The organism is uncultured Reyranella sp., assembly GCF_945957355.1.
Classification (GTDB): Bacteria; Pseudomonadota; Alphaproteobacteria; order Reyranellales; family Reyranellaceae; genus Reyranella.
In genome coordinates, this window is the sequence record NZ_CAMFKM010000001.1 from 592,089 (window position 1) to 618,786 (window position 26,698).

Annotated in this window: 27 protein-coding genes; 7 read left to right on the top strand and 20 right to left on the bottom strand. The window is 66.8% G+C overall.

From position 1 onward, the window contains the following. Nucleotides 1-12: 12 nt before the first annotated feature. The 5 genes from Q0Q48_RS02900 to Q0Q48_RS02920 all read left to right on the top strand — a co-directional run bounded on the left by Q0Q48_RS02900 (nt 13) and on the right by Q0Q48_RS02920 (nt 4,540). Complete coding sequence (locus Q0Q48_RS02900) at nt 13-1,284, top strand: acyl-CoA dehydrogenase family protein (protein WP_295133641.1); 1,272 nt, start codon at nt 13-15, stop codon at nt 1,282-1,284. Between the two features lie 206 nt (nt 1,285-1,490). Beyond that, entirely contained in the window at nt 1,491-2,399 is a 909-nt protein-coding gene (locus Q0Q48_RS02905) for a DMT family transporter (protein WP_295133644.1), read from the top strand. Nucleotides 2,400-2,407: 8 nt separating this feature from the next. Next, nucleotides 2,408-3,037, top strand: coding sequence for an imidazoleglycerol-phosphate dehydratase HisB (gene hisB / locus Q0Q48_RS02910; RefSeq protein WP_295133647.1), 630 nt, complete (start codon nt 2,408-2,410; stop codon nt 3,035-3,037). Between the two features lie 8 nt (nt 3,038-3,045). Then, on the top strand, nt 3,046-3,687 hold the full coding sequence (hisH, locus tag Q0Q48_RS02915) for an imidazole glycerol phosphate synthase subunit HisH (RefSeq protein WP_295133650.1): 642 nt from the start codon (nt 3,046-3,048) through the stop codon (nt 3,685-3,687). Between the two features lie 22 nt (nt 3,688-3,709). Continuing rightward, nucleotides 3,710-4,540: a hypothetical protein gene (locus Q0Q48_RS02920; RefSeq protein WP_295133653.1), complete on the top strand. Its 831-nt coding sequence runs from the start codon at nt 3,710-3,712 to the stop codon at nt 4,538-4,540. A 9-nt stretch (nt 4,541-4,549) separates the two neighbouring features. On the opposite strand, the gene leuD is transcribed toward Q0Q48_RS02920, so the two are convergent. From leuD to Q0Q48_RS02975, 11 genes are all read right to left on the bottom strand, one after another. After that, a complete protein-coding gene (gene leuD / locus Q0Q48_RS02925; protein WP_295133656.1) occupies nt 4,550-5,152 on the bottom strand; it encodes a 3-isopropylmalate dehydratase small subunit in 603 nt (200 codons plus the stop codon). A gap of 12 nt (nt 5,153-5,164) precedes the next feature. Then, the gene (leuC, locus tag Q0Q48_RS02930) at nt 5,165-6,565 is read right to left on the bottom strand and encodes a 3-isopropylmalate dehydratase large subunit (RefSeq protein WP_295133658.1); all 1,401 of its coding nucleotides are present in this window, start codon (nt 6,563-6,565) and stop codon (nt 5,165-5,167) included. A gap of 32 nt (nt 6,566-6,597) precedes the next feature. Further along, complete coding sequence (locus Q0Q48_RS02935) at nt 6,598-7,467, bottom strand: isocitrate lyase/PEP mutase family protein (protein WP_295133661.1); 870 nt, start codon at nt 7,465-7,467, stop codon at nt 6,598-6,600. Between the two features lie 14 nt (nt 7,468-7,481). Next, entirely contained in the window at nt 7,482-8,270 is a 789-nt protein-coding gene (locus Q0Q48_RS02940) for a GntR family transcriptional regulator (protein ID WP_295133664.1), read from the bottom strand. Beyond that, nucleotides 8,267-9,046: an ABC transporter permease subunit gene (locus tag Q0Q48_RS02945; RefSeq protein ID WP_295133667.1), complete on the bottom strand. Its 780-nt coding sequence runs from the start codon at nt 9,044-9,046 to the stop codon at nt 8,267-8,269. Before Q0Q48_RS02945 ends, Q0Q48_RS02940 begins: the two co-directional genes overlap by 4 nt. Beyond that, the gene (locus Q0Q48_RS02950; RefSeq protein ID WP_295133670.1) at nt 9,043-9,792 is read right to left on the bottom strand and encodes an ABC transporter permease; all 750 of its coding nucleotides are present in this window, start codon (nt 9,790-9,792) and stop codon (nt 9,043-9,045) included. The genes Q0Q48_RS02945 and Q0Q48_RS02950 overlap by 4 nt, the downstream gene beginning before the upstream one ends. Continuing rightward, nucleotides 9,789-10,649, bottom strand: coding sequence for an ABC transporter ATP-binding protein (locus Q0Q48_RS02955; RefSeq protein WP_295133673.1), 861 nt, complete (start codon nt 10,647-10,649; stop codon nt 9,789-9,791). Before Q0Q48_RS02955 ends, Q0Q48_RS02950 begins: the two co-directional genes overlap by 4 nt. After that, the gene (locus tag Q0Q48_RS02960; protein ID WP_295133677.1) at nt 10,646-11,635 is read right to left on the bottom strand and encodes an ABC transporter substrate-binding protein; all 990 of its coding nucleotides are present in this window, start codon (nt 11,633-11,635) and stop codon (nt 10,646-10,648) included. Before Q0Q48_RS02960 ends, Q0Q48_RS02955 begins: the two co-directional genes overlap by 4 nt. A 108-nt stretch (nt 11,636-11,743) precedes the next feature. Next, nucleotides 11,744-12,739, bottom strand: a complete 996-nt coding sequence (locus Q0Q48_RS02965) for a GTP-binding protein (RefSeq protein WP_295133680.1) — start codon at nt 12,737-12,739, stop codon at nt 11,744-11,746. Then, nucleotides 12,732-13,061, bottom strand: a complete 330-nt coding sequence (locus tag Q0Q48_RS02970) for a hypothetical protein (protein WP_295133683.1) — start codon at nt 13,059-13,061, stop codon at nt 12,732-12,734. The genes Q0Q48_RS02965 and Q0Q48_RS02970 overlap by 8 nt, the downstream gene beginning before the upstream one ends. Nucleotides 13,062-13,063: 2 nt before the next feature. Continuing rightward, the gene (locus Q0Q48_RS02975) at nt 13,064-13,945 is read right to left on the bottom strand and encodes a polysaccharide deacetylase (protein ID WP_295133687.1); all 882 of its coding nucleotides are present in this window, start codon (nt 13,943-13,945) and stop codon (nt 13,064-13,066) included. 70 nt (nt 13,946-14,015) lie between these two features. On the opposite strand from Q0Q48_RS02975, the gene Q0Q48_RS02980 reads away from it, so the two are divergent. After that, nucleotides 14,016-14,741: a DUF2490 domain-containing protein gene (locus Q0Q48_RS02980; protein WP_295133690.1), complete on the top strand. Its 726-nt coding sequence runs from the start codon at nt 14,016-14,018 to the stop codon at nt 14,739-14,741. Here Q0Q48_RS02980 and Q0Q48_RS02985 read toward each other — a convergent pair. The 9 genes from Q0Q48_RS02985 to Q0Q48_RS03025 all read right to left on the bottom strand — a co-directional run bounded on the left by Q0Q48_RS02985 (nt 14,728) and on the right by Q0Q48_RS03025 (nt 26,358). Then, on the bottom strand, nt 14,728-16,095 hold the full coding sequence (locus Q0Q48_RS02985; protein WP_295133693.1) for a paraquat-inducible protein A: 1,368 nt from the start codon (nt 16,093-16,095) through the stop codon (nt 14,728-14,730). The genes Q0Q48_RS02980 and Q0Q48_RS02985 overlap by 14 nt on opposite strands. A gap of 4 nt (nt 16,096-16,099) precedes the next feature. Beyond that, complete coding sequence (locus Q0Q48_RS02990; protein ID WP_295133696.1) at nt 16,100-16,693, bottom strand: membrane integrity-associated transporter subunit PqiC; 594 nt, start codon at nt 16,691-16,693, stop codon at nt 16,100-16,102. Further along, nucleotides 16,690-18,411, bottom strand: coding sequence for an MlaD family protein (locus Q0Q48_RS02995; protein ID WP_295133699.1), 1,722 nt, complete (start codon nt 18,409-18,411; stop codon nt 16,690-16,692). The genes Q0Q48_RS02990 and Q0Q48_RS02995 overlap by 4 nt, the downstream gene beginning before the upstream one ends. A 29-nt stretch (nt 18,412-18,440) precedes the next feature. After that, nucleotides 18,441-21,317, bottom strand: coding sequence for a DNA translocase FtsK (locus tag Q0Q48_RS03000; RefSeq protein WP_295133702.1), 2,877 nt, complete (start codon nt 21,315-21,317; stop codon nt 18,441-18,443). 15 nt (nt 21,318-21,332) lie between these two features. Then, nucleotides 21,333-22,538 (bottom strand): aminotransferase class I/II-fold pyridoxal phosphate-dependent enzyme, encoded by a 1,206-nt coding sequence (locus tag Q0Q48_RS03005; protein ID WP_295133705.1) that lies wholly within the window; start codon nt 22,536-22,538, stop codon nt 21,333-21,335. A 185-nt stretch (nt 22,539-22,723) separates the two neighbouring features. Next, complete coding sequence (locus Q0Q48_RS03010) at nt 22,724-24,040, bottom strand: ammonium transporter (RefSeq protein WP_295133708.1); 1,317 nt, start codon at nt 24,038-24,040, stop codon at nt 22,724-22,726. A gap of 67 nt (nt 24,041-24,107) precedes the next feature. Continuing rightward, nucleotides 24,108-24,446, bottom strand: coding sequence for a P-II family nitrogen regulator (locus Q0Q48_RS03015; RefSeq protein WP_295133713.1), 339 nt, complete (start codon nt 24,444-24,446; stop codon nt 24,108-24,110). A 191-nt stretch (nt 24,447-24,637) separates the two neighbouring features. Next, nucleotides 24,638-25,828, bottom strand: coding sequence for an ammonium transporter (locus Q0Q48_RS03020; protein ID WP_295133773.1), 1,191 nt, complete (start codon nt 25,826-25,828; stop codon nt 24,638-24,640). A 191-nt stretch (nt 25,829-26,019) separates the two neighbouring features. Further along, a complete protein-coding gene (locus tag Q0Q48_RS03025; protein ID WP_295133716.1) occupies nt 26,020-26,358 on the bottom strand; it encodes a P-II family nitrogen regulator in 339 nt (112 codons plus the stop codon). 153 nt (nt 26,359-26,511) lie between these two features. Here Q0Q48_RS03025 and Q0Q48_RS03030 point away from each other — a divergent pair. Beyond that, on the top strand, nt 26,512-26,698 hold a 187-nt coding region (locus Q0Q48_RS03030), incomplete at its 3' end, for a hypothetical protein (protein WP_295133722.1).

The window sequence follows — 26,698 nt, forward strand, 5'->3', positions numbered from 1 at the left end:
GAGGAGCAGCTCATGGATTTCAACATTCCCGCGGAGATCGCGGCCTATCTGGTCGAGCTTGACGAGTTCATCGAGCGCGAGATCCGGCCGCTGGAGCGCGAGAACGACAATATCCGCTTCTTCGACCATCGCCGCGAGCATGCGCGCACCGACTGGGACAATGACGGCCAGCCGCGGCATGAGTGGGAGGAACTGCTGGCCGAGATGAAGCGGCGCGCCGACAAGGCCGGCCACCTGCGCTTCGGCCTCCCGAAGGCGCTGGGCGGCAAGGACGGGTCCAACCTTGCGATGGCGATCATCCGCGAACATCTCGCGCATAAGGGTCTCGGCCTGCACAACGACCTGCAGAACGAGAGCTCGATCGTCGGCAACTTCCCGGTGGCCCTGCTGCTGCACCGCTTCGGCACGCAGGAGCAGAAGGATCGCTACATCGAGGGCATGTTCAAGGGCACCGAGCGCATCGGCTTCGGTCTCACCGAGCCGCTGCACGGCTCCGACGCCACCTTCATGGAAACGACCGCGACCAGGCAGGGCACCGACTGGGTGATCAACGGCATGAAGCGGTTCAACACCGGCATGCACACCGCGACCGTCGACCTCGTCTTTGCGCGCACCTCGGGCAAGGCCGGCGATGCGCGCGGCATCTCGGCGTTCCTGGTGCCGGTGAAGAGCCCAGGCTTCAAGATCGAATACATGTGGTGGACGTTCAACATGCCGTCCGACCATGCCGAAGTATCGCTCACGAACGTCACCGTGCCGGGCTCGACCATGCTGGGCGAGGAAGGCCGCGGCCTCGACGTGGCGCAGACCTTCGTGCACGAGAACCGCATTCGCCAGGCCGCCTCGAGCCTCGGCGCCGCGCAATACTGCATCGACCTGTCGGTGGCCTACGCGAAGAACCGCAAGGTATTCGGCAAGGCGCTGGCGACCAACCAGGCGATCCAGTTCCCGCTGGCGGAGCTGCACACCGAGGCCGAGATGACGCGCGGCCTGGTCCGCAAGACGGCGTGGCATCTCGACCATCAGCACCACATGCAGGTGAGCGAATGGGTGGCGATGTCGAACTACCGCGCCAACCGGCTGGTCTGCGACGCCGCCGACCGCGCCATGCAGGTCCATGGCGGCGTCGGCTACTCGCGCCACACCCCGTTCGAGCACATCTACCGCCACCACCGCCGCTACCGCATCACCGAGGGCTCCGAGGAAATCCAGATCCGCAGGGTCGCCGGCGCCCTGTTCGGCTTCTGGGGCGCGCAGAAGACGGCGACGGCAGCGAAGTCGTAAATCGATCATCCACCTCAGATGTCCTCTCCGCCATGACGTGGGGGAGAGGAAGGGGCCCATTGCATAGCAATGGGAAGGTGAGGTGGTGCCGCGTCCATGCGAGATATGCGGGATGAGAAGTCGAAGACCCACCTCACCTCCCCCGCGCTTCGCGCGGGTCCCCTTCCTCTCCCCCCGCTACGCGGGCGGAGAGGACTGAGGACCGCGTGAAAGCTGAGCGCCGTTACACCGGCGACCTCGTCATGTTCGGCACGGCGATGCTGATGGGATCGAGCTATCCTTTCGCCAAGGACGTGCTCCAGGTCATGAGCCCGCTGCTCTACAGCGGCTCGCGCTACCTGGTCGCCAGCCTCTTCCTGTTTGCCGCCATGACCCTGATGCGCCGGCCGCTTGGGCTGGCGCGGCGCGACTGGCTGCCGCTGTTCCTGCTGTCGCTGATCGGCGTCACGCTGTTCCAGGCCTGCTGGGGGCTGGCCATGACGCGCACGGCGCCGAGCGTCGGCTCGATCGTGATGACCACCACCACTGCCTTCTCCGCGATCCTCGCCTGGTTCGGCGGGCGGCGGCTGCCGGCGCTGGGCTGGGCCGGCATCGCGCTGGCCTTCGCAGGCGTCGTGCTGGTGGTGAACAACAGCCTCGACAGAGTCACCCTGTCGTTCGGCAGCCTGGACGGCACGCTTCTCTGGATGCTCTCGGCCTTCGCCTGGGCGCTCTATGTCGAACGCTGCGCGCCTTATAATCAGCGGCTGGGCGCGCTGCCGGTCATGGCCTGGACGACGCTGTTCGGATCGCTGGTGTTGGTGCCCATCGCTCTCGTCTTCGATTCGCTGTCGGAGTTCGCCCGGCTCGATGAGAAGCTGACGAGTTTCTGGCTCTACACCGCCATCTTCCCGGTGGGCGTCGCCTTCCTCGGCCTGACGGCCGGGCTCGACCGGCTGGGGGTCAGCCGGGTCATGGTCTACATGTACCTGATCCCCGTCGCCGGGGTCGGCCTGTCGGCCGCCTTCTTCGGCGATCCCCTGACCGGCGCCCGCGTGCTGGGCGGGCTGATCGTGCTGGCCGGCGTCATTCTGACGCGTGTGGCGCTCGACCGGGCCGCCCGCGTTCCTGTATGAACCTCCCCATGGTTTCGACCCCGACCCTCCTGACGACGCCCGGCAGCGGCGGACGACGTGCGTCCGTGGACCGTGCGACCAAGGAAACCCGCATCTCCGCCGCCATCAACCTGGACGGCACCGGCGTCTACGACATCAAGACCGGCATCGGCTTCCTCGACCATATGCTGGAGCAGCTCTCGCGCCACAGCCTGATCGACATCACGCTGCGCGCCGAGGGCGACCTGCACATCGACTATCACCACACGACGGAAGACACCGGCATCGTGCTGGGCGAGTGCCTGTCCAAGGCATTGGGCGACCGCAAGGGCATCCGCCGCTACGGCAGCGCCACCATCCCGATGGACGAGACGCTGACCGAGGTGGCACTCGACGTGTCGAACCGGCCCTACCTGATCTGGAAGGTGAACTTCACCCGGGACAAGCTCGGCACGATGGACACCGAGCTGTTCAAGGAGTGGTTCCAGGCCTTTGCCCAGCTCGGCGGCCTGACGCTGCACGTGTGGAACCACTACGGCGAGAACAACCACCATATCGTCGAGACCTGCTTCAAGGGCATCGCCCGGGCGTTGCGCGTCGCGGTCGAGATCGACCCGCGCCAGACGACGGCCGTGCCCAGCACCAAGGGCGTGCTGTAGGTCCCAGCATGACCGTTGCCATCGTCGATTACGGGTCGGGCAACCTGCGCTCGGCCGCCAAGGCCTTCGAACGGGCCGCACGCGAGGCCGGCACGCATGAGCGCGTGCTGGTGACCTCGTCACCCGCCGAGGTCGCCGCCGCCGACCGCATCGTGCTGCCGGGCGTCGGTGCCTTCGCCGACTGCCGGGCCGGCCTCTACGCCGTACCGGGCATGGTCGATACCCTGCAGCGCGAGGTCATCGAGCGCGGCAAGCCGTTCCTCGGCATCTGCGTCGGCATGCAGCTCATGGCCACGCGCGGCGTCGAATACGGTATCCATGCCGGGCTCGACTGGATCGCCGGCGACGTGGTGCGCATCGAACCCGGCAAGGACCATCTCAAGATCCCGCACATGGGCTGGAACGAGCTGATCGACCTCAGGCCGCACGCCCTGCTAGAGGGCATCGCGCCGCGCGCCCATGCCTACTTCGTGCATTCCTTCCAGCTCGCGGCCAGCCAGCCGGAGACGGTGCTGGCGCGGACCGACTATGGCGGGCCGGTCACCGCCGTCGTCGGCCGCGACAATCTCGCGGGCACACAGTTCCATCCCGAGAAGAGCCAGGCGACGGGCTTGCGGCTGATCGCCAACTTCCTGCGCTGGAAACCCTGAGCTCCGCCGGGAATTTCGAAGCATGTCCCTCGGCCCCTTCGACTGGCTGATCGGCTTTTTCCAGGGCCTTGCCAAAGGCGACCTCCACCTCGCCGGTCTCTTCATCCTGCTGCTCCTGCTGGCGTCGCTCGAATTCGGCGTCCAGTTCGGCAAGTTCGTCGCGCGCCGGCACACGCCAACCGACGGAGAGAAGTCCTCCGTCAACTTCGCCACGGCGGGCATGATGGGCCTGCTTGCGTTCCTGCTCGGGGTTTCCCTTTCCATGGCCTCGGAGCGCTACCAGCAGCGCCGCGACTCGGTCCTCGCCGAGGCCAATGCCATCGGCACCGCCTGGCTGCGGGCGACGGTCGGAACCACCAACACAGAGGGCGAGGCGCTGCAGCGACTGCTGCGCGAGTACACCGAGGTGCGCATCGCGATCGTGGCCGGCAGCTCGGATCCAGTAAAAATCGACGAAGGCCTGCTGGAGCGCTCGAACCGCCTGCAGTCCGAGATGTGGACCATCGCCCGCGGCGTGGCGGAGCGGGCGCCCACACCAATCTCGGGGCTGCTCCTGTCCTCGCTCAACGAGATGATCGACCTGTCGCTGACCAACCGGCGCAACTTCAACACGCACGTGCCACCGTACATCCTGCGGCTGCTGCTGACGGTCTCGGTCTTCGCCGTCGGCGCGGTGGGCTACGGTTTCGGCCTGGTGGGCAGCCGCCAGCCGGGACTGTCCGTGCTGCTGCTCGGCGTCTGGACGCTCGCCATCGTGCTGATCGTCGACATCGACCGGCCGCAGACCGGCGAGGTCCGCATCGATCCCGGCCCGCTCGTCTGGACGCTGCAGGGCTTCGGGCCGGCAAAGTAGTCCGCAGCGCTACAGCCAGCTCATCTCCTGGCGCTGTTTGGCCTCGAAGGCCTTGATGTCCTTGTCGTAGCTCAGGGTCAGGCTGACCTCGTCGGCGCCCTGCAGCAGGCAGTCCTTGCGGAAGGAATCGATCTCGAACCGGTCGATCCTGCCGTCCGGGCCGGTCACGGTCTGGGCGGCGAGATCGATGCTGATTCGCGCGCCGGGCGAGGCGTGCAGCAGCTGCCGCAGTTCGGCCGCGCGCGCGGCGTCGATCCGGATCGGCAAGGCGCCGTTCTGGAAGCAGTTGTTGAAGAAGATATCGCCGAAGCTCGGGGCGATGAAGGCACGCAGGCCGTTGTCGACCATCACCGTGACGGCGTTCTCGCGCGAGGAACCGCAGGCGAAGTTGCGTTCGGCCACGACGATCTTCGCACCGGCGAAGGCCGGCATGTTGGTCACGAACTCCGGCCGCGGCGCCTTGTCGGGCGTGTAGCGCAGGTCGTGGAACAGGGCGCCGACCTGCAGGTCCCGGGGCTTGCCGAGGAAGCGCGCCGGGATGATCTGGTCGGTATCGAGGTTGGGCTGGTCGATCGGGATGGCGACGGCATCGAGTGTGGTGAAAGCTTCCATGACGATCCTCCCTCAGGCCAGCTTGCGGACGTCGGCGAAATGGCCGGAAACGGCGGCAGCCACCGCCATCGCCGGGCTGACGAGATGCGTCCGCACCCCGGGTCCCTGACGGCCGATGAAGTTGCGGTTCGAGGTCGAGGCGATGCGCTGCTGCGGCTTGCCGGTATCGCCATTCATGCCGACGCACATCGAGCAGCCGGGCTCGCGCCATTCGAAGCCCGCCTCGACGAAGATCCTGTCCAGCCCCTCGGCTTCCGCCTGCTTCTTCACCAGGCCCGAGCCCGCGACCACCCAGGACGGAATCACGGCCTTGCGGCCCTTCGCGACCTTGGCGGCGGCGCGCAGATCCTCGATGCGGCTGTTGGTACAGGAGCCGATGAAGACGCGATCGACGGGCACCTGCTCGAGCGGCGTGCCCGGCACCAGGCCCATGTAGTCCAGCGCCCGCTTCATGCTTTCCTTCTTGGCGGTGTCGGGCGCCGTCGAGGGCTCGGGGATGCGGCCAGTGATCGACAGCGCATCCTCGGGACTGGTGCCCCAGGTGACCATGGGCGTGATCGACGTGGCGTCGAGGCTGACCTCGCGGTCGAAAATGGCGCCCTCGTCGCTGGGCACGGTGCGCCAGAAAGCGACGGCCTTGTCCCATTCGGCCGCCTTGGGCGCGAAGGGCCGGCCCTTGAGATAGGCGATGGTCGTGTCGTCGGGCGCAACCATGCCGGCCCGGCCGCCGGCCTCGATCGACATGTTGCAGACCGTCAGCCGCCCTTCGATCGACAGGCCGCGGATCGCACTGCCGGCATATTCGATGACGTGACCGACGGCGCCCGCGGTGCCGATCCGGGCAATGATGGCGAGGATCACGTCCTTGGCCGTGATGCCGTCGCCCAGGGTCCCGTCGACGCTGATCCGCATCGCCTTGGGCTTGCGCTGCCATAGGCACTGCGTGGCCATGACGTGCGCCACTTCCGACGAGCCGATGCCGAAGGCCAGTGCGCCCAGTGCGCCGTGGGTGGAGGTATGCGAATCACCGCAGACCAGGGTGAGACCCGGCTGGGTGACGCCCTGCTCCGGGCCGACGACATGGGCGATCCCCTGACGCTCGTCGCCGAGATCGAACAGCGTGACTCCGCTTTCCGCCGTGTTGGTGCGAATCTGCTCGACCAGCTTGCGGTGGTGCGGATCGGCGATGTCGGCGATCGCACGACTGTCGCTGCGGACATAGTGGTCGGGCGTCGCGAAGCCGCGGTCGGGGCGGCGCAGTTTCATGTTGCGCTCGCGCAGCTTGGCGAAGCCTGCCGCCGAACCGTCATGCATCAGATGGCGGTCGATGTAGAGGAGCGTATAGCCGTCGTCGCGATCGACGACCACATGACGCTGCCAGATCTTCTCGAACATCGTGCGCGCGGCGGCCATGCACTTCCTCCATGAAAGTCGTACGAGATTGATTACTCGGCCGCGGCCTTGATCGGGTCGCGGAAGGCTGTGCGGCGCTCGTCCCATTCGGCGGCGCCGAATCGAGCGAAGGTCTTGCCGGGCGAGCCGGTGACCGGCGGGAACTTGCCCTGCTTCAGGTCGCCGAGCAGCCGGTCGCAGGTCTGGATGATGCCGCCCAGCAGCAGGCCGGGGACGATGGCGATGGCGTAGCCCATGCGTTCGGCGACATCGAGATCGATCTCCGGTGTCTTGCCGCCGCGCACGACGTTCAGCAGGCACGGGCCGTTGACCCGCTTCGGCACGGACTCGATCTCTTCCATGGTCTGCGGCGCCTCTACGAAGGCCACGTCGGCGCCATTGACCAGCGCCGCGTTGGCGCGCTCTACAGCCTCGTCGAGGCCGGCGACGGCGCGTGAATCGGTACGGGCGATGATGCAGAAGTCCCTCGACTTGCGGGCCGCCGAGGCGGCGCGGATCTTGGCGATGAAATCCTCGCGGCTGACCAGCTCCTTGTTGTCGAGATGGCCGCACTTCTTCGGGAATACCTGGTCCTCGATGTGGATCGCCGCGACGCCGGCACGTTCGAACTCCTGAACCGTGCGGAACACGTTCAACTCGTTGCCGAAGCCGGTGTCGCTGTCGCTGATCAGCGGGATGTCGATCGAATTGGCGATCCGGCCGGCATTGCCCACCATCTCGCTCATGGTGATGAGACCGTAGTCGGGATAGCCCAGGGTCGCCGAGGTGCCGGCGCCGGTCATGTAGGCGGCGGAGAATCCCGCCTGGGCAATGGCACGGCCGGTGATGCAGTCGATGGCGCCGGGCGCCACGATCATCTTCCCGGAAGACAACAGGTTGCGGAAATTGGCGGCGTTGGACATCGGGGCTTCCTCTCTCACTTGCGGTTGTTTCGCGACGGCTTCCGTTGGGTCGTCGAGGATGCGAGCTGACCGGAGCCGAGTTCCATGCGCATGGTCATGCGGTCGGGGATGGCCAGCATCTCGAGATATTCGACGGCACGGCCCTTCTGGTCGAACACCAGACGACGCATGTCGATCAGCGCCGCACCGACCTTGACGCCGAGACGTGACGCGACGGTGGGATCGGCCAGGGTCGCCGACACGACCTGCTCGCCGCGGGCAAGATGGGCATCGGCCCGCGCCAGCAGCTGGAACAGCGAGACGCGGCCGAGGTCGGCGGCGGTAAAGGTCCTGCCCAGCGCCTCGGGCACATAGCTCGTGAGGTGCATGATCGGCACGCCCTCGTGCGAACGCACGCGCACCGCCCGCTGCACCGGCTTCTCCGTGGCCTGCCACAGTTGCTCGCGCACGACGCCGCGCGCCTCGACGTAGCCGAACTCGATGACCCTGGCGTCGGTCTCGGTGCCGTAGGCCACGATGTTCTCGATGACGGAATTCATGGCCAGGTGCATCGGCCGGCCGATCTGGGGCCGCACGATCGTGCGCCGGCCGGCGCCGCGTTCAATCAGCCCGGCATCCTGCAGGCTGGCCATGGCGCGGCGGACCGTGATGCGCGAGACGCTGAACATCCGGGTGAGCTGCTCCTCGGTCGGGAGAGGCTCGCCCTCGGCGTAGCGTCCGGTCGAAATGCCGTCGGCCAGCACCAGGTAGATCTGGTGATGCAGAGGCGAGCCCATCTCGCGGGCGACGGCGATCCTGTTCATGACTTCTCGGAAGCCTCCGGCGACGCTCCGCGATGCAGGCGGCGATCTATGGCGAGCAGCGCGGCATTGGCGATGATGGCGAAGGCCGAGATCAGCACGGCGATGGCCAGGATGGTCTTCACGTCGTGCAGGTCGATCGCCGTCATCAGCAGGAAGCCCAGTCCGCGCTGGGAGGCGAACAGCTCTCCCAGCATGGTGCCAAGCAGGGTGAGCGAGAAGCCGATGCGCAGGCCGGAGAAGATTTCGGGCAATGTCGCGGGAATCAGGATGTGCCAGCCGGTCTGGACCGGGGTGAGGCGCATGGCGCGGCCGGCCCGAAGATAGGTGCGGTTGACGTTGCGCACGGCGTTCATGGTGAACAGCACGACCGGAATGATGCCGTGCAGGGCGCCGAAGGCGACCTTGGCCGGCATACCGAGGCCGAACAGTAGGAGGATCACCGGATAGAGCGTGATCTTCGGCACCGAATAGAGGGCCACGAGGATCGGTTCGGCGACCTCGCCCGTGAGCTTGTGGCCGCCGAGCACGACGCCGATCAGCACGCCGCCGCCGCAGGCGATGGCCAGCGCCTGCAGGAAGGCGAGGCCGGTCTCGCGCAAGTGCGGCAGGAAGCGCGCCTGCCCGATCATTTCCCAGAGATGGGCCAGGGTCGGAGCCGGCGCCGTCACCGCCGAATCGCCCGCGATCTGATGCAGGACCTGCCACAGCGCGACCAGCGAGATCGCGACCAGGATGGGATCGCGCCAGGAGCGCAGCGAGAGCGGGCCGCCGCTCACGCGCCGCGCCGGCGCAGCATGCGCCGCTCCCAGGCGAAGACCGCCATGTTGAAAAGGGTGACGATGCCCAGCACGAACAGGATCAGCGCGTACATGCGCCGATTGTCGAAATTGTCGTAGGCGAAGGCGATCTCGTGGCCGATGCCGCTGGTCGACAGGATGAACTCGCCGGCGATCACGCCGATGAAGGAATAGGCGACGGCGAGCTTGAGGCCCGACAGGATGTGCGGCGCCGCCGCCGGCAGGCGGACCCGCCAGATCTCCTCGATCAGCGACAGGCGATGGATGCGCGCCGTCCTGAGCAGCACCCTCGGCACGCGATCGAGACCCGCCATCGTGGCCAGGATCATCGCGACCATGGCGAACAAGGTCGCCAGCACGATCAGCGGAATCGGCCCCAGGCCGAAGATGACGATCAGCAGCGGATAGAAGGCGAAGTGCGGGATGGCGTAATAGGCCGCCAGGAACGGGCTGAACGCGCGGCGCAGGAACGGCACCCAGTTGAGGACGAAGCCGATCACGAAGCCGCCGACGATGGCGATGCTCATGGCGATCGCCACGGCCGACAGCGTGTGCTGCAGGTGCATGCCGATCTCGTCCGACTTCAGCGTCTCGATCAGCGCCATCACCATCTGCGACGGCGCGATCACCATGGTGGGCGCGATCGCGCCTGTCCGGCACGCCAGTTCGAGGGCACCAACGGCGCCCACCAGCACGACGGTGCGGATCCAGCCCGCCTTGCTCATCGTGCCGCCGTCGCCTGCGCGCCCTGTCCGAGGGCGCGCAGCGACTCGCCGCGCAGATAGGACCAGAGGCGCGCCGTGACGGCACCGAAATCGGATCGCTCCGCCAGCTGCGAATCGCGATCGCGCGGCCAGCCGGTCTCGACGATATCCAGGAAACGGCCGGGCCGCGCCGACATCACGCCGATACGATCCGACAGGAGATTGGCCTCGTCGAGCGCGTGGGTGATCAGCAGCACGGTGGCCGAGGTTTCGCGCCACAGGCGCAGCAGTTCGTCGCCCATCAGCAGGCGGGTCTGCTGGTCGAGCGCGCCGAACGGCTCGTCGAGCAGGATCAGGCGCGGCTGCATCACCAGGGTGCGCGCGATGCAGACGCGCTGACGCATGCCGCCGGAGAGCTGGCTGGGATAGGCCCGCCGGAAGTCGCGCAAACCCATGAAGCCCAGCGCGAAGTCGACGCGCCGCTTGCTCTCGGCCGCATCGACACCGGCGCGCCGCAGGCCGAAGGACACATTGTCCTCGACCGTGAGCCACGGGAAGCTGGCATCCTCCTGGAACACCACACCGACACCGTCCGGTACCTCGCCACGCACCGGCTTTCCCTCGAACTCGACCGTGCCGGCCGACGGTACCGCAAGGCCCGCCAGCACGTCGAGCAGGGTCGACTTGCCGCAACCCGATGGCCCGACGACGCTGAAGAATTCGCCGGCCCTGAGATCGAAGGAGATCGGCCCCAAGGCATGGACCTCGCCATGGCCCGCGCGCGGCGGGTAGACGCGCGTCACGCCCTGGAGGCGCGCATGGACCTTGTGAGCGGCCTCGTCTTCGACCGCCGCCAGTCGCGGCGCCCCGGCAATCATTGTGTCTTCGCCGCAGCAGCGGGCACGAACTGCGGGTCGGTCGCGGCCTTCCAGTCGACGGGGAGCTGCAGCGCGCCGACCGAGCCCAGCGCGTCGGCCATCGACTGCATCAGCGGCATCGCGAGCTCGCCGCGGCTCCACCAGGTCGGGTTCATCTTCTTGATGTTATTGATGGCGTTGGTCGTGACGTCGAGCGGCAGATTGTAGGCCTTGGCGACGATCTCGGCGGCTTCCTTGGGGTTGGCGTGCAGGAACTCGACGCCCTTGCGTCGCGCCTCGATCACCGCCTTCAGCTTCGCGCCGTTCCTGGCGATCGTCTCGTCGGTGGCGATGCCGACCGTCTGGGCATAGGCCGGCAGCTTCTCGTCGAGCCAGCCCAAGGTCTTGTACTTGGTGCCGGCCTTCTCCTTCTGGGAGTAGATCGGCTCGGGAATGATGGCGACGTCGACCTTGCTGTGCTCCAGCGCCGTGAGGCCCGCGCCGAAATCGCCGATGGCGATCATCTTCACCTCGGCCGCGGTGATGTCCCATGACTTGAGCGCCGAGAGCGTGATCGCCTCGCTGACCGACTTCGGCCGCGAATAGACGAAGCGCTTGCCCTTGAGGTCGGCCGGTTTGTCGATCGCCTCGCCCGGACGCGTGACCCAGAAGGAGCTGCGGCCGTTGGTGCCGCCGCTGATGATCTTGATGTTGAAGCCTTCCTTGATGGCGCTGAGCGCCGCCGGGAGCGCGACCTCGGCGAACAGCGTGTCGCCCGCCATCATGTTGCGGACGCTGGTGCCGCCGCCCTTGGAGGTCAGGATGCCCGTCACGTCGACGCCTGCTTCCTTGAAGTAGCCCTTCTCCATCGCGATGGCATAGGGCACGCCGTAGAGAAGCGAACCATAGTGGGTAACGACGATGTCTTCGGCTCTCGCTGCCGTGACCGACAGCAGGCCCAGACTGGCAAACGCGAACGCACGAACGGCGGCCTTGAAAGCCCTCATCATTCCCTCCCGGGGATTATGGTGGCCGACGCCTCATGACGTCAGCTCTTCTATTGTTATGACATTAGGACATTCGAGGTGGAGCGAGTCAATTCGGCGGCAGCGCCCCTATTCGCTGCGCAGAAACGCCCGCAGGGAGTCCTCGATCGCGGCACGTTCGAGGCCGTCGACGATGAACACCAGTCGTGAACGGCGTTCGTCGTCGGGCCAGGCGGCCATGTGCACCGGCGGATGCACGAGATGCTGCACGCCGTGGATCGCGACCGGCGTCGCGCTGCCTTCGACGTCGAGCATGCCCTTCACCCGCAGCACCTTCTCGCCATGGCGGTTGAGCAGCATGGTCAGCCACAGGCCGAAGCGCGTCCAATCGACGGCTTCGTCGAGCGCGAGTGCAAACGCATGGACGCCGGCGCCGTGCGCCGGCTGCACCGGCTCTTCGACGAACCAGCGACGCGACGCCTCCACACGGGTCGCGGTCGCGAAGAGATCGTGCGCCAGCAGCGCATCGGCGTCGATCGGCTCTTCGGCCGCGCGGACCAGTGGCGCCGATGGATTGATCGCGCGTAGGCGCAAAACCAGGGCCTCCGCCTCGGCGGCCGTGACGAGATCGCTCTTGGTCAGGACCAGCCGATCGGCGATGGCCGCCTGCTTCACGCTTTCGACGCGACGATCGAGCTGAGAGCCTCCGTTCACCGCGTCGATCGTGGTGACGACGTTGCCCCAGCGGAAATGGTGGCGCAGCACCGGATCGGCCTGCACGGTCGACAGGATGGGAAAGGGGTCTGCGAGCCCCGTGCTCTCGACCGCCAGCCGCCGGAAGGACGGCACCTCGCCCCGCTCGCGCCTTCCGTGCAGGTCGCGGATCGCCGTCGACAACTCGCCACGGATCGTGCAGCACAGGCAGCCCGACGGCAGCAGCACCATGGTGTCGTCGATCCGGTCCAGCAGGTGATGGTCGAGTCCGACCTCGCCGAACTCGTTGATCAGCACCGCCGTGTCGGCCAGCGCCGGATCGTCCAGCAGCCGTTGAAGCAACGTCGTCTTGCCCGATCCCAGGAAGCCCGTGATCAGGTTGACGGGCGTGAAGGCCGGCACGTCATCCATTTCCGTCCCGCAGGCGCGCGATCACGGCGGGATCGAGCGGATCGCAGGGCCTCCCGGCGAGTTTCTCGGCCGTGGCCCAGAGATGGGCGAGATTGTCGACCAGCTCGGTCCTGCCGGTCGCCGTCGAGAGCACGAACGACGCGCCCTGCCAGTCGGAAAGTGACAGGCCGTAGAGTTTGAGGATGCGATTGGCTGCCTCGACTCTCGCCATGCGCTCGCGCCGCCGGGCCAAGCCGTCGGTATTGCGCGTGAACACGCCGGGACGCGGGGCCGCATCGGTCCAGTGGCCGTCGCCGCCCAGCACGCCGCAGAGCGCGCACATCGCTACTTGTTGCGCGGCGAGCGCCTGGCGAAGTCGTCGGCCATCTCGTTCATGGTGACGAACTTCACGCCGGGATGGCCCGCCATGTAGTGATAGAGCCGCTCCAGCATCATCAACACATGCGGCCGGCCCGAGACGTCGGGATGAATGGTCATGGGGAACACCGCATGGTCGTACTCGCGATAGACCCAGTCGAATTGGTCGCGCCACATCTCCTCGATGTCGCGCGGGTTCACGAAGCCGTGGCTGTTGGGCGACTTCTTGATGAACATCATGGGCGGCAGGTCATCGAGATACCAGCTGGCCGGAATCTCGATCAGGTCGGTCTCGTGGCCGCGCTGCAGCGGCACCATCCATTCGCGCGGCTTCTTCGAATAGTCGATCCTGGTCCAGGCGTCGCCCACGCGCACGTAATAGGGCTGGTGGTCGTGATGCATCAGCGAGTGGTCGTACTTGATGCCGCGTTCCAGCAGCAGCTCGTTGGTGACGGGTGAGAATTCCCACCACGGCGCCACGTAGCCGGTCGGCCGCTTGCCGGAGAGTTGCGTCACCAGGTCGATGCACTTGTCGAGGATCTCGGTCTCCTGCTCGCGCGTCATGGCGATCGGGTTCTCGTGGCTGTAGCCATGGATGCCGATCTCATGGCCGGCATCGGCCACCGCCTTCATCTCCTTTGGGAAGGTCTCGATGGAATGGCCGGGAATGAACCAGGTCGTCTTGATGCCCAGGCGCTCGAACATCCTGAGCAGGCGCGGGCTACCGACCTCGCCCGCGAACAGGCCGCGCGAGATGTCGTCGGGCGAATCCTCTCCGCCATAACTACCGAGCCAGCCCGCCACCGCATCCACGTCGACGCCGAAGCCGCACAGAATTTCCTTGGCCATGGTCGCTCCTCCTCGCTTTTACGGCGGAGGCCCAGCAAGAATCGCGCCTCGATTGCCCCACCCTGGCGGCATGGATATCGTCGGCGAAGTGTCGAATCCCGCCCTGCGCCTCGCCGTCCTGCTGACGGTCCTTTGTCTCGTCTCGACGTCCGCGCAGGCGCAGCGGCGCCAACAGCAGCGCGCGGCTGCGCAGACGCAAAGCGGTAACGTCTGGGAAACGCCCATGGTCGGGCTCGAGTATCAGATCGACGGGAGATGGTCGTTCCATCTCGACGCCCAGTTTCGCTTCGACCAGAACATGACCCGCCTACGATCGTTGCAGGTCCGGCCTGGCTTCGAATACATCCTCTCACCCAACTGGGCGCTCGCGGCGGGCTACGTGCAATTCACCCGCTACCTTCAAGGTGCCCGTCAGTCGCGTGGTCCCTTCCAGGACATCCTCTACCGTACCCGCATCGACGGGCTTCCGTTTGCCGGGCGGCTGCGCTGGGAGGAGCTGTTCTTCGACGATGGCAGGCTGCTGGTCCGCACCCGAGCCCTGGCCGGCGTGCGAATTCCGCTCTGGCGGTCGCCCTGGGAGCTCGCTTTGTCCGACGAAGCGTTCATCAACGTCAGCACCGACAGGCCGGCAAGGATCTCAGGCTTCGCGCAGAATCGTGCCTACATCGGCTTCGGCCGGCAGCTCACCTCCTGGGTCAAGGGATCGCTCGGGTACGAACTCGACACGATCCGGACGCCCAACGGCTTCCGCAACGAGCACAATATCAAGCTGAACCTCGCCTTCAGCCTGAATTGACGATCGCGGCCCTGCCGCCGCTTCTGCTGGCTGCGGAGGGCAGGGCCTGCCGGTGCGGATTGCGCGCGGCGGCGTCCCACATCAGGCGCGGATCGAACGCCTCGGCCGCGAAGATGGTGACGATCACCACGGCGCAGAAGGCGAGCGCCCCCATGCCGGGATCGATCGTGACCGCGCGGCCGAACTGGACCAGCGCCCCCAGCAGCGATTCCATGAAGATGTCGACCATCGACCAGCGGCCGATCCAGGCGACGATCCAGTAGAGCTTCGTGCGCTGGCGCAGCAGGAGGCCGGCCTTCTCCGCCGTGCCGCTGAGCGAGGTCGCGCCGATCATGCTGACGAGACCGACCAGCTTGAACAGCGGCACCAGCACGCTGGCGAAGAAGACCAGCAGCGCCAGCGGATACATCCTGGACGAAACAAGCTCCTCGACCCCGCCCATGATGGTGCTGGGCTCGCCGGAGCCGAGCTGGATGACGGTCAGCACAGGATAGATGTTGGCCGGGATGTAGAGGATGATGCCGGCCATCACCAAAGCGAGCGTGCGATTGAGACTGTCGGGCTTGCGCTCGTGCACGCGCGCCCCACAGCGTGGACAGCGGCCGTCATGCTCCGCCGGCACGCAGACCAGATGGCACTCCTCGCACCCTGCCGCGCCCGGCCGGTACTCCAGCGGCGCGGCCGGCGGCATCGGCGCATGCGTCTGGCCGCGGCGCTCGATCTCCTCCCACACGGCCTGCGGATCGAGCGCCAGCTCGGCCCACACGATCACGATGGTGAGGATGCCCAGCGCATAGACGGCCGGTCCGAGGTGGATCGTCACCAGGTCGCCCAGCTTCGTGTAGGCGACGAACACGCCCAGCAGCAGCACCTCGAGCATCGCCCAGGTGCCCATGCGACGGGAGATCAGGAAGACGCCGCGCAGGTTGGGCGGCAGGGTCGGCAGCCGCAAGCCGATCAGAACATAGAGCGTGCCGGCAAACTTGATGAACGGCGCCGCCGCGGTCGTGAAGGCGACGGCGATGGCGAGAGGCCACAAGCCATGGCGCACCAGCTCGGCAGGTCCGGAGAGCAGCGTGGTCTCGTGCACGATGCCGGCGGTCGAGACCTTCATCAGCATGGCGAGCCACAGGATCGCGAACAGCACCAGCGACGCGAAGGTGAGCGCGAGGCAATGCCCCGTCGGATCGGCACGCGTGGCCCGGAGCGGCGTGCCGCAGCGCTGGCAGTCGGATCGCATGTTGGCCGCCATTGCCGGCACGACCTGGAACAGGCCACAGCCGTGACATTCGCGGAGTTGCGGCGGCGTCACCGGAGGCCCTGGGTCGCGTCGTACGGCGAAGGCACGCAACATGGCGCTACTGCAGCAGGGTGGCGATGCCGTCCGACAGCTCGCCGAGCGCGTCGCTCATGGCGGCGACATGGCCCGGCGTATCCGGCGTCGGCACGGGCCGGGTGATCGAGAAATTACGCGCCGCCGTGCGGGTCGGCCGGTTGAACTGGATCGCGACCTGCGCCAGCAGGACGACGTTGCCGGCCTTGTCGGCGTCGAAGCGCTGGATGTCGATGCCGACGGCGGCGTACGGGTCCATCGTGATCGAACCGGCTTCGCTGTAGACTTGGCTGCCCGGCAGGCGCTGCGACAGTTCGAGGACGATGGTGCGCGACAGCATCCCGCCCATCGGCTCGCCCCACCAGGCGTTGGAGCGCACGTCGAGCTTGAAGTCCTCGGTCGAGCGGACGATTTCCTTGCGGTCGAGATAGCCCGGCAGGCCGATGTCGCGCACCTGCACGATCCGCGGGCCACGGGTCAGCACCGGACCCGGCCGCACCGCCAGCGTGTAGAGGACCGGTTCCGGGGAGGCGCCGCAGGCCTGGAGGACGGGCGCCGCGAGCAGCGGAACGGCGAGGAGGCCGAAATGCCGGCGGCCGAGGCGGCGAGTATTGGTCATTCCTTGCCCGTGTTGGTGCGGCCCTTGATCAGGGCCTCGGGGTGACGCGACAGCAGGTCGGCCAGGGCGCGGATGGAACGCGCGGCGTCAGTGAGTTGCGGCATCAGGCGGTCGAGATCACGATGGAACTTCGAGGTATCGCCATAGCCCTTGTCGACGGAGCCGATCAAACGATTGGCCTTGGTGATCGCCTCCTGCAGCTGCAGCGCGATGTCGGGCAGGCGTTTCAGAGCCGGCGTTCCTTCGACGTCGATCTTCCGGGCGATGTCCTGCACCTCGACCATCGCCTTCTCGAGAGCCGCCAGGGTCGCCTTGATCTGCGGTCCGTTCACCAACTGGTCGATGCCGACGGACGCGCCGACCAGGCTGTTGCCGATCTTGTCGAAGTCGATACGGTTGATCTTGCTCAGGAGCTCGCTGGCCGACGCGGTGATGCTGTCGAAGCCACCGACCTCGGCGGCGGGAATGACATAGTGACCGCCTTCCTCGGTGAGTTCGCCCGGCGTGGCACCGGGCACGACCTCCAGCGATATGATCTTCTGCGGACTGATCAGGCTCGGCGCCTGCAGCGTCGCTCGCAGTCCACGCTTGATCATCTCCTCGGCGACGTTGATCGGCTCCATTCCTTGCGCCTTGGCAAGGTTGCTGACCCTGCCCGCCTCGACCCGGTAATGGACCGGCGCGACGACGCGGTCGGTCTTTGGGTCATAGACCAGCCCGACGCGGGTGACCTCGCCGATCTTGAGGCCGTGGAACCTGACCTCCGCGCCTTCCGTCACCCCGGCGACGGAGCCCGGGAAATATGAGATCAGCTTGATCTGCTGGCCGAAGCCCGCCGACTTGGCCTCCTCGATATTGGCGTATAGCTTGAAGCGCTGTCCCTGCGGGCTGATCGGGGCGGTCGAATCGTGCGCCGTGTCGAAGGCGATGCCGCCCAGCAGGATGGCGCGCAGCGATTCCATCTGGATGTTGATGCCATTGGCGCCGAGCGAGACCGACAGGCCCGAGGCGTTCCAAAAATTGGAGTCGTTGCGCACGTAGCGGTCGAACGGCGCGCGGACGAAGGCATGGATGGCGACGCGGCTGGCAAGGTCGTGGAGATCCCAGCCCAGCACGGTGCCGACCTCGATGTCGCGGAAGAAGATCGGGGCGCCGAGGCTGATCGAGCCCAGCCGGTTCGTATCGAGCCTGAACGTGGTGCCCTTGACCGACGCCTGCAGGATCGGCGGATCCTCCTGGCCGACGAACTCGCGCTTTGCCACGCCGCGATCGGTCGAGGGCCGCATGCCGATGTAGGAGCCGGACAGGATGGTTTCGAGGCCGGAGATATTGCCGGCGAAGAGCTGCGGCTTCACCACCCAGAAGATCGTCTTGTCGGTGAGCAGGGGCTCGGCTTCCTTCACCGTCTCGATCGTCACCAGCACCTTCGACAGGTCGGGCGGGATGGTGATGGTCTTGACCGTTCCCATGACGACGTTGCGATACTTGAGCTGCGACTGGCCGGCCGTCAGGCCGGAAGCCGAGTCGAAGGAGACCGTGATGGTGGGGCCGCGCTTGGAGAAGGTGTCCCACGCGAGCCAGCCGGCGATCAGGGCCGTCAGGATGGGAACGATCCAGACCAGGGGAAGGCGTCGCCGGCGGCGGACCGACGCCGTGGCGGCGGGGCCTCCCGCAACGGGGGGCCTGGAGGCGGATCCAGGCGGGGCTTGCTCGCTCATCGTTCCTCGTTCGCCCCGGTCTCAGGGGTTTAGCGTTCCCGGTCGTCGATGTCGCGGGCCAGGACCTCGCGCTTGCCGACATGGTTCGCGGCACTGACCACGCCTTCGCGCTCCATGCGCTCGACGATGCGGGCGGCCCTGTTATAGCCGATCTGGAGGTAACGCTGGATGAAAGACGTGCTGCACTTGCGCTCGCGCGCGACCAGGGCAATGGCTTGGTCGTAGAGCTGATCGCTCTCGCCCTCCTCGGCATCGCCCGGCAACCCGGCCCCCGTGCCCTCCCCGTCGGGATCGTCGGTGACCGACTCGATATAGGCCGGCGCACCCTGGGCCCGCAGGTGGCGAACCACCTCCTCGACCTCGCCGTCGCTGACGAACGGGCCATGGACGCGGGCGATTTTGCCGCCGCCGGCCATGTACAGCATGTCGCCCTGGCCCAACAGCTGCTCGCCCCCCTGCTCGCCCAGGATGGTGCGGCTGTCGATCTTGGACGTCACCTGGAAGGAGATGCGGGTCGGGAAGTTGGCCTTGATGGTGCCGGTGATGACGTCGACCGACGGCCGCTGCGTCGCCATCACCACATGGATGCCGGCGGCGCGTGCCATCTGCGCGAGGCGCTGCACGGTGGCCTCGATCTCCTTGCCCGCGACCAGCATCAGGTCGGCCATCTCGTCGATGATGACGACGATGAAGGGCAGCGGCGTCAGGTCCATCTCTTCGTCTTCGAAAGTCGGCTTGCGCGTCTCGGGATCGATGCCGGTCTGGACCTTGCGGGTCAGCACCCCGCCTTTGCGCGCCGTCTCGGCCAGCTTCTCGTTGTAGCCGGCGATGTTGCGGACGGCGACCGCACTCATGGCGCGATAGCGGTCCTCCATCTCGCGCACCACCCACTTCAGCGCGACGATGGCCTTGCGCGGCTCCGTGACGACGGGCGTCAGGAGATGGGGAATGTCCTGGTAGACGCTGAGTTCCAGCATCTTAGGGTCGATCATGATGAAGCGGCACTTCTCCGGCGGCAGCCGGTAGAGCAGCGACAGGATCATCGTGTTGACCGCCACCGACTTGCCCGAGCCGGTGGTGCCGCCGATCAGCAGGTGCGGCATGCGGGCGAGGTCGGCGATGACCGGATCGCCGCCGATGTCCTTGCCCAGAGCCAGCGGCAGGGCGAGGCGGCCATCCTCGTAGTGCTTGGTCGACAGCAGCTCGCGCAGGAACACCGTCTCGCGCCTGGCGTTGGGCAGTTCGATGCCGATGACGTTGCGGCCGGGCACCGTGGCGACACGCGCCGATACCGCACTCATCGAGCGGGCGATGTCGTCGGCCAGACCGATGACGCGGCTCGACTTTGTGCCGGGCGCGGGCTCGAGTTCGTAAAGCGTGACGACCGGACCGGGCCGCACCTTCACGATCTGTCCCTTGACGCCGAAATCGTCGAGCACCGTCTCGAGCAGGCGCGCATTCTGCTCCAGCGCCTCCTCGTCGATCTTGGGCTGGGCGTTGACCCGCGAGGGCAGCGACAGGATGTCGAGCGGCGGCAGCTGGTACTCGGCCCCGAGATCGAGTTCGCGCTGGCCGGCCTTGGCCGCGCGCTTGCCCTGCGCTGCCGACGACTTCCGTGGAACGATCTTGACCGCGGGCGGAGCCGGCGCCGCGACCGGCTGCTCGACGTCGAGCGCATTGTCGGGCGTGAAGGGATTGTCGTCGACCTGGTCGTCCGCCGGCTCGTCGAACCGGTCCTCGGCGACCGGCGGCCGTGGCGGCGGGGCGGCGACCGGCGCCACCTCGAATTCCGCGTCGTCGACGGGCTGCCGGTACTGCGTCGGCGGCGGCGCGACGTCATGGTGTCCGAAGCCCGGTTCGATCCGTTCCGCGGCGGGCGCGGAAGCAGGCGCCGAGCGGCGCATGAAGGGTTCGATCCGCAGGCCTCCGGCGAGGCGGCTCAGGAACGTGCGCTCCTGCAAGCGGGCCGGCGCGGCCTCGTCCAGCACCGGCGAATGCAAGCGATGTCCATCGGGCGCTTCCGGGATGTCGTCGGCCGGGCGCTCGATCGGCGCGTAGGGCGCATCGACCATCAGCGACTCGCGTGCCGGCATCGCCGTGCCTTCCTCGGGAATCTGCTCGTAGCGATTCTCGAAGCGCGCCGGGTCGTACTGGCTGGCGTCGATCTCCCCCGGAATCTCGGCATAGCCGATGTGGGGCGCTGGCGGCTCGCTCTCCTCCTCGGTCGCCTGCGGCTTGCCGCGCCACAGATCCACGGCTGCGCGCATGCCCCACACGACCCCCAGGAAGGGCGCGCGCAGGATGCGGAAGATCAGCGGCAGGTCCGTGCGGTTCATGCCGAGCGCTGGGGCCATCGCGATGAAGGCGAGCGCGGCCGCACCCGGCTCGATGAAGGTCAGCGCGCCGCCGCTCGAATGGGTGAGCACCAGCTCGCGGAAGCGGCCGACCAGGGCGAGGCCGACGAGGCCGCCGGGCCCGGCATGGGTGGCCGCCGTTCCCACGTCGCCCAGGCCCACGCACGCCACACTCATCATCAGCAGCGCCAGCAGGAGCAGCGACAGACGCAGGCCGAAGAAGCCGAGATGGTGGGTGCGCACCATGCGCACGCCCCAGGTGATGAAGGCGACCGGAGCCAGGATGATGGCGAGGCCAAAGGTCTGCAGCAGCAGGTCCGAGAGGTAGGCGCCGGGCAGGCCGAGCAGGTTGTTGGGCGCCCGTGCCGTGGCGTGGTTGAGCGAGGGATCGCCGGGGTTGTAGGTGAACAGCGCCATCATCAGCGCGAGGCCGAAGCCTGCGGTCGCCACGCCCACGATCTCCATCATGCGGCGGCGCAGGAAGTCGCGCCCGCCCTCCGGCAGGATGGAGGTCCGGGGCTGCAACGCTGAAGAGACGCTCAGCATGGCCATGCGCGATTGCGCTCCCTATAGAACTGCCGCGAGGCGCTGGAGCCCCTCGCGTGTGGTCTTCTCGTCGTGCACCAGCGCCACGCGGATGTAGCGTTGGGAAATGTTGACGCCGTTGGTCTCGCGGCAGGCATAGGCACCCGGCAGCACCTTGACGTGCGCCTGGCCCCACAGCTTGCGCGTGGCCTCCTCGCCGTCGCCGACGTCGAGCCACAGGAAGAATCCACCGCCCGGCGTATAGTACGAGAAGCGGTTGTGCAGGATCTGCTCGGCGACCCGAAAGTTCTTCACGTACCATTCGCGCGTCTGGACCGGGTGCGTCTCCTCGCGCCACAGCGCGGCCGACGCCTTCTGGACGGCGAACGGAATCTGCGGGCCACCATAGCTGCGCCAGCGCAGCACCATTGCGACGAGCTTGGGATCGCCGGCCATGAAGCCCGAGCGCAGGCCCGCGGCGTTCGAGCGCTTCGACAGCGAATGGAAGACCGCGAGATTGCGGAACGGATCCTTGAGCCCGGTCTCGTCGATCTCGAGCGCGGCCTCGAGCGCACCCGGCGGCGGGGCGCCGGTGTAGATCTCCGCATAGCACTCGTCGACGGCCAGCACGGCGTCGTACTTGCGGCAGAGCCGCAGCAGTTTCTGCAGGTATTCCTTGCTGGCGATCGCACCCTGCGGATTGGCCGGCGAGCAGAGATAGACGACCGACAAGCGCTTCCACGTCGCCTCGTCGAGGCTCTCATAGTCCGGCAGGAAGCCGTTCGACGCCTCGGCGTTCACGAGCAGCGGCTCGCCGCCCGAAAGGACGGCGCCGCCGAGATAGGCCTGGTAGAAGGGATTGGGGAGCGCGACGATCGGCTTGGCGCCGCCTTTCTCCTGCGGCGTCGCCACCGTCGAGATGATGTAGACGCCTTCCTTGCTGCCGGCCGTCGGGTGGACGTGCACGTTCGGATCGAGCAGGCCCTGGGGCAGCTTGTATCGCCGTGTCAGCCATTCGCAGATCGCGAGGTTGAGGTCGGGCAGGCCCTGGTTGGGCGGATAGCGATTCCAGCCGTCCACTTCGTCCATCACGATCTGCCGGGCGAAGGCGGGCATCGCCCCCTGCGGTTCACCCACCGACATGTTGATCATCGACAGATGCGCCGGCGGCGTGATGGGAGCGATCAGCGAGTTCAGCCGCGCGAATGGGAAATCGGTCAGCGTCTCTGTCAGGCGCGGATTGAACATTCTCGTTCCCAATGGGCCAAACCGGCCAAGAAAAAGCCACGGTGCCGGCCGATGGCGACCAGCCTATGGCCACATTCTATGGAACAAATTTGCCAATCACAACAAAGGAATAGGCTTGTTTCTTCACGCACTGGAAGGGATTGGAAGGCTTCCCTCCCCTACCACAAGCAGTAGTCGCCGCCACGCTACTGGACGCGCTCCCCGTGGAGCGCGGTGTCGAGACCTTCGACTTCCTCGTCCTGAGTGACCCTGAGCCCGATTGTCGCATCGAGTATCTTGAGGATCACCCACGTGACCACGGCGCTGAACAGACCGATGACGACCACGCCATAGAGCTGCGTCAGGATCTGCCCGCCATTGCCGTCGACGAGGCCGACTGGCTGGCCCTTGGCCACGTCGTTGATCGTGCGGGTGGCGAAGACGCCCACCAGGATCGAGCCCACGATGCCGCCGACGCCGTGGACGCCGAACGCGTCGAGCGAGTCGTCGTAGCCCAGCTTGTTCTTCAGGACGATCGATGCCCAGTAGCAGACCGAGCCGGCGATGACGCCGATCACCAGCGCGGCCCACGGCTCCACATAGCCTGCGGCTGGCGTGATCATGCCGAGGCCCGCAACGGCGCCGGTCAGAATGCCCAGCACCGACGGCTTGCCACGTGTTGCCCATTCTATGGTCATCCAGACCAGAGCCGCGACCGACGCCGCGATGTGCGTGTTCAGCATCGCGCTGCCTGCCAGCTCGCCGGAGGCGAGGGCCGAGCCGGCGTTGAAACCGAACCAGCCGACCCACAGCAGCGAGGTGCCGATCAGCGTCAGCACGAGATTGTGCGGCGCCATGTACTCGTGGCCGTAGCCGTGCCGCCGGCCGATCACCACGCAGCAAACCAGCGCCGCAATGCCGGCATTGAGGTGGACGACGAGTCCGCCTGCGAAATCCAGCACACCTGCCGCGCCGAGGAAGCCGCCGCCCCACACCCAATGCGCCACGGGCACGTAGACGAACAGCAGCCACAGGCCCATGAACCACATCATCGCCGAGAACTTCATGCGCTCGGCAAAGGCGCCGGCGATGATGGCCGGGGTGATCACCGCGAACGTCGCCTGATACATCAGGAAGACGTTCTCCGGCACCGTCCTGGCCAGCTCGTGGACGCTCCCCAGCAGGCCCTTGCCGAAGGCACGCGAGAGCGAGCCGATCGCCGCGTTCAGCCCGCCGCCCTCGGTAAAGGACAGCGAATAGCCGACCGCGAACCAGAGGATCGTGACCAGAGCTGCCACGGCGAAGGCCTGGACCGACGTCGCCAGCACGTTCTTCTTTCGCACCATACCTGCATAGAAGAGAGCCAGGCCCGGGATATTCATCATCAGCACCAGGACCGTGGCCATCAGCAGCCACGCGGTGTCGCCGGTATCGATCTGCGGCTTGTCCGCGGCCCAGGCCGCCGGAGCGAAGGCCATCGGGCACGCCAGAAGAGCGCCGAAGCGCCGGGCCGTCTTGTTCATTGTCTCCCCCGAGCCTTGTCTTGATTATTGTCGTCGTGTCTTGTCGTTACTTCCTGCGTTCGATTGTCTACAGAGCGTTGGAGCCCGACTCGCCGGTGCGGATGCGCACGGCCTGCTCGACCGGCGTGACGAAGATCTTGCCGTCGCCGATCTTGCCGGTGTGTGCCGCCTTCTGGATGGCCTCCACGGCGCGCTCGACCTGGCCGTCGTCGACCACGATCTCGATCTTCACCTTGGGCAGGAAGCTCACGAGATACTCGGCGCCGCGATAGATTTCGGTCTGGCCCTTCTGGCGGCCGAAGCCCTTGACCTCGCTCACCGTCAGACCCGACACGCCGACGCCGGTCAGCGCATCGCGCACCTCGTCGAGCTTGAACGGTTTGATGATGGCGGACACGAGCTTCATCTGCATTCCCCTCTGCGTTTCCAGCTGTCGCAGACAGACTGGCGCTTCGCGTTCGCGGCGTCAAACGCCGGACAGAAAGAGGGCCCGGCGAGAGGCTCGCCGGGCCCGAGGGTCCGCCGCGACACGGTGCGGCGGATGAGAGGGAACCAGGAGGAGAGAGGGGTTCCCGATCTCGAGGAGGAGGAGACGTCCTAGTGGATCGTCTCGCCGTGCAGGTTGATGTCGAGACCCTCGACTTCCTCTTCGGTCGTCACGCGCAGCCCGATCAGGGCATCGACGATCTTGAGGATGATGAAGGTCGCGACCGCGCACCAGGCGATGCAGACCAGCGAGCCCCAGAGCTGCGTCAGGACCTGGCCGGCATTACCGTCGATCAGTCCCTTCTTGCCCTCGCCGCCGATCACTTCCACGGCAAACACGCCGGTCAGGATGGCGCCGACGAAGCCGCCGATGCCGTGCACGCCGAACGCGTCGAGCGAGTCGTCGTAGCCCATCGCCTTCTTGAGACCGGTGGCGCCCCAGAAGCAGACCAGGCCGGCGACGATGCCGATGGCCAGCGCCCCCATCGGGGTCACGAAGCCCGAAGCCGGGGTGATCGCGACGAGGCCGGCGACGGCGCCCGAGATGATGCCGAGGACCGACGGCTTGCCGCGCGTCACCCACTCCGCGAACATCCAGGACATGGCCGCCGCGGCCGTGGCGAACTGCGTCACCGCCATCGCCATGCCGGCGTTGGGGCTGGCGCCGACGGCGGAGCCGGCGTTGAAGCCGAACCAGCCGACCCACAGGAGGGCCGCACCGATCACCGAGTAGACGAGGTTGAACGGCGCCATGTTCTCGGTGCCGAAGCCCTTGCGCTTGCCGAGGACGAGGGCGCAGACGAGGCCCGCGACACCGGCATTGATGTGCACGACGGTGCCGCCGGCATAGTCGAGAACGCCCCAGTCGCCGAGGAAGCCACCGCCCCACACCCAGTGCGCGATCGGCGCGTAGACGATCAGCGACCACAGCGCCATGAACCACATCATCGCCGAGAACTTCATGCGTTCGGCGAAGGCGCCGGCGATCAGGGCCGGCGTGATGATGGCGAAGGTGAGCTGGAAGGTCATGAAGACGGTCTCGGGGATCGTCTTGGCGAGGTCATGCACGCCATCGAGCGTCAGGCCCGCCATGAAGAGGCGGCTGAGGCCGCCGACGATCGAGCTGCCCGGCGTGAAGGCCAGGCTGTAGCCGACGATCAGCCAGAGCACGGAGATCATGCAGGTGATGGCGAAGCTCTGCATCACCGTCGACAGCACGTTCTTCTTGCGGACCATGCCGCCGTAGAACAGCGCGAGGCCGGGAATGGTCATCATCAGCACGAGCGCCGTCGAGGTCAGCATCCACGCCGTGTCGCCGGTATCGAGCTTGGGCGCTGCGGCTGCAGCCGCCGGAGCGGCGGCCGGCGCGGCAGCCTGGGCCAGCGCCAGCGCCGGCAGGAGCAGCACGGCGGCCGCCCCCGCGCCGGCCAGCACCGAGTTGGTCTTGAACTTCATCGTTGTCCCCTGGTTCTCGAGTTGATTGTGGTGTCGGATCACAGCGCTTCGATGCCGGACTCGCCGGTGCGGATGCGGATCGCCTGCTCGACCGGCAGGACGAACACCTTGCCGTCGCCGATCTTGCCGGTGCCCGCCGCCTTGCGGATGGTCTCGACCGCGCGCTCGACCATGGTCTCGTCGATCACGACCTCGATCTTTACCTTCGGCAGGAAGCTCACGGCGTACTCCGCGCCGCGATAGATTTCGGTCTGGCCTTTCTGCCGGCCGAACCCCTTCACTTCACTTACGGTCAATCCCTGGATGCCGAGCGACGTCAGGGCGTCCCTGACCTCGTCCAGCTTGAAGGGCTTGAAGATTGCCACGATCATTTTCATTTGCGCCTGTCCTCCAACGGGCGGCACGCCCGCCCCCAAAGTTCAAATCGACGCCAGCAAGGGTCGTGCCAAATCCAACCACAACAAATTGCATCGACCCTTGGCACGCCGTTTGCAGGAATTGGGGCGGAAACAAGTCATAAGTCTTTGGGGGTGGTCGTGTTGCTTAAAAAAACCGCTGTATTCGCTACCGCGCTGATTACGATCTGTGCAACGAGCGCCGCCTATGCACAGGGCACACCAAATCCGCAGACCGTCACGGTCACGCAGGATCAGCAGACGGCCCAGGGCACGCCCGATGCGGCGACCACGCCGGCGGCGCCCGAGAAGGAGACCTGGA

Excerpts from the sequence above, each read along its gene's own strand:
- leuC (WP_295133658.1), bottom strand. The coding sequence starts at position 6,565 with ATGGCCGCCGCGCGCACGATGTTCGAGAAGATCTGGCAGCGTCATGTG.
- Q0Q48_RS02950 (WP_295133670.1), bottom strand. The coding sequence starts at position 9,792 with ATGAGCAAGGCGGGCTGGATCCGCACCGTCGTGCTGGTGGGCGCCGTT.
- Q0Q48_RS03005 (WP_295133705.1), bottom strand. The coding sequence starts at position 22,538 with ATGTTCAATCCGCGCCTGACAGAGACGCTGACCGATTTCCCATTCGCG.
- hisH (WP_295133650.1), top strand. The coding sequence starts at position 3,046 with ATGACCGTTGCCATCGTCGATTACGGGTCGGGCAACCTGCGCTCGGCC.
- Q0Q48_RS02980 (WP_295133690.1), top strand. The coding sequence starts at position 14,016 with ATGGATATCGTCGGCGAAGTGTCGAATCCCGCCCTGCGCCTCGCCGTC.
- Q0Q48_RS03015 (WP_295133713.1), bottom strand. The coding sequence starts at position 24,446 with ATGAAGCTCGTGTCCGCCATCATCAAACCGTTCAAGCTCGACGAGGTG.
- Q0Q48_RS02955 (WP_295133673.1), bottom strand. The coding sequence starts at position 10,649 with ATGATTGCCGGGGCGCCGCGACTGGCGGCGGTCGAAGACGAGGCCGCT.
- leuD (WP_295133656.1), bottom strand. The coding sequence starts at position 5,152 with ATGGAAGCTTTCACCACACTCGATGCCGTCGCCATCCCGATCGACCAG.
- hisB (WP_295133647.1), top strand. The coding sequence starts at position 2,408 with ATGGTTTCGACCCCGACCCTCCTGACGACGCCCGGCAGCGGCGGACGA.
- Q0Q48_RS03020 (WP_295133773.1), bottom strand. The coding sequence starts at position 25,828 with ATGCTGACCTCGACGGCGCTCGTGCTGATGATGACCATTCCCGGCCTC.
- Q0Q48_RS02990 (WP_295133696.1), bottom strand. The coding sequence starts at position 16,693 with ATGACCAATACTCGCCGCCTCGGCCGCCGGCATTTCGGCCTCCTCGCC.
- Q0Q48_RS02970 (WP_295133683.1), bottom strand. The coding sequence starts at position 13,061 with ATGTGCGCGCTCTGCGGCGTGCTGGGCGGCGACGGCCACTGGACCGAT.
- Q0Q48_RS02985 (WP_295133693.1), bottom strand. The coding sequence starts at position 16,095 with ATGTTGCGTGCCTTCGCCGTACGACGCGACCCAGGGCCTCCGGTGACG.
- Q0Q48_RS03000 (WP_295133702.1), bottom strand. The coding sequence starts at position 21,317 with ATGGCCATGCTGAGCGTCTCTTCAGCGTTGCAGCCCCGGACCTCCATC.
- Q0Q48_RS03010 (WP_295133708.1), bottom strand. The coding sequence starts at position 24,040 with ATGAACAAGACGGCCCGGCGCTTCGGCGCTCTTCTGGCGTGCCCGATG.
- Q0Q48_RS02920 (WP_295133653.1), top strand. The coding sequence starts at position 3,710 with ATGTCCCTCGGCCCCTTCGACTGGCTGATCGGCTTTTTCCAGGGCCTT.
- Q0Q48_RS02900 (WP_295133641.1), top strand. The coding sequence starts at position 13 with ATGGATTTCAACATTCCCGCGGAGATCGCGGCCTATCTGGTCGAGCTT.
- Q0Q48_RS02965 (WP_295133680.1), bottom strand. The coding sequence starts at position 12,739 with ATGGATGACGTGCCGGCCTTCACGCCCGTCAACCTGATCACGGGCTTC.
- Q0Q48_RS02935 (WP_295133661.1), bottom strand. The coding sequence starts at position 7,467 with ATGTCCAACGCCGCCAATTTCCGCAACCTGTTGTCTTCCGGGAAGATG.
- Q0Q48_RS02960 (WP_295133677.1), bottom strand. The coding sequence starts at position 11,635 with ATGAGGGCTTTCAAGGCCGCCGTTCGTGCGTTCGCGTTTGCCAGTCTG.
- Q0Q48_RS03025 (WP_295133716.1), bottom strand. The coding sequence starts at position 26,358 with ATGAAAATGATCGTGGCAATCTTCAAGCCCTTCAAGCTGGACGAGGTC.
- Q0Q48_RS02995 (WP_295133699.1), bottom strand. The coding sequence starts at position 18,411 with ATGAGCGAGCAAGCCCCGCCTGGATCCGCCTCCAGGCCCCCCGTTGCG.
- Q0Q48_RS02940 (WP_295133664.1), bottom strand. The coding sequence starts at position 8,270 with ATGAACAGGATCGCCGTCGCCCGCGAGATGGGCTCGCCTCTGCATCAC.
- Q0Q48_RS02975 (WP_295133687.1), bottom strand. The coding sequence starts at position 13,945 with ATGGCCAAGGAAATTCTGTGCGGCTTCGGCGTCGACGTGGATGCGGTG.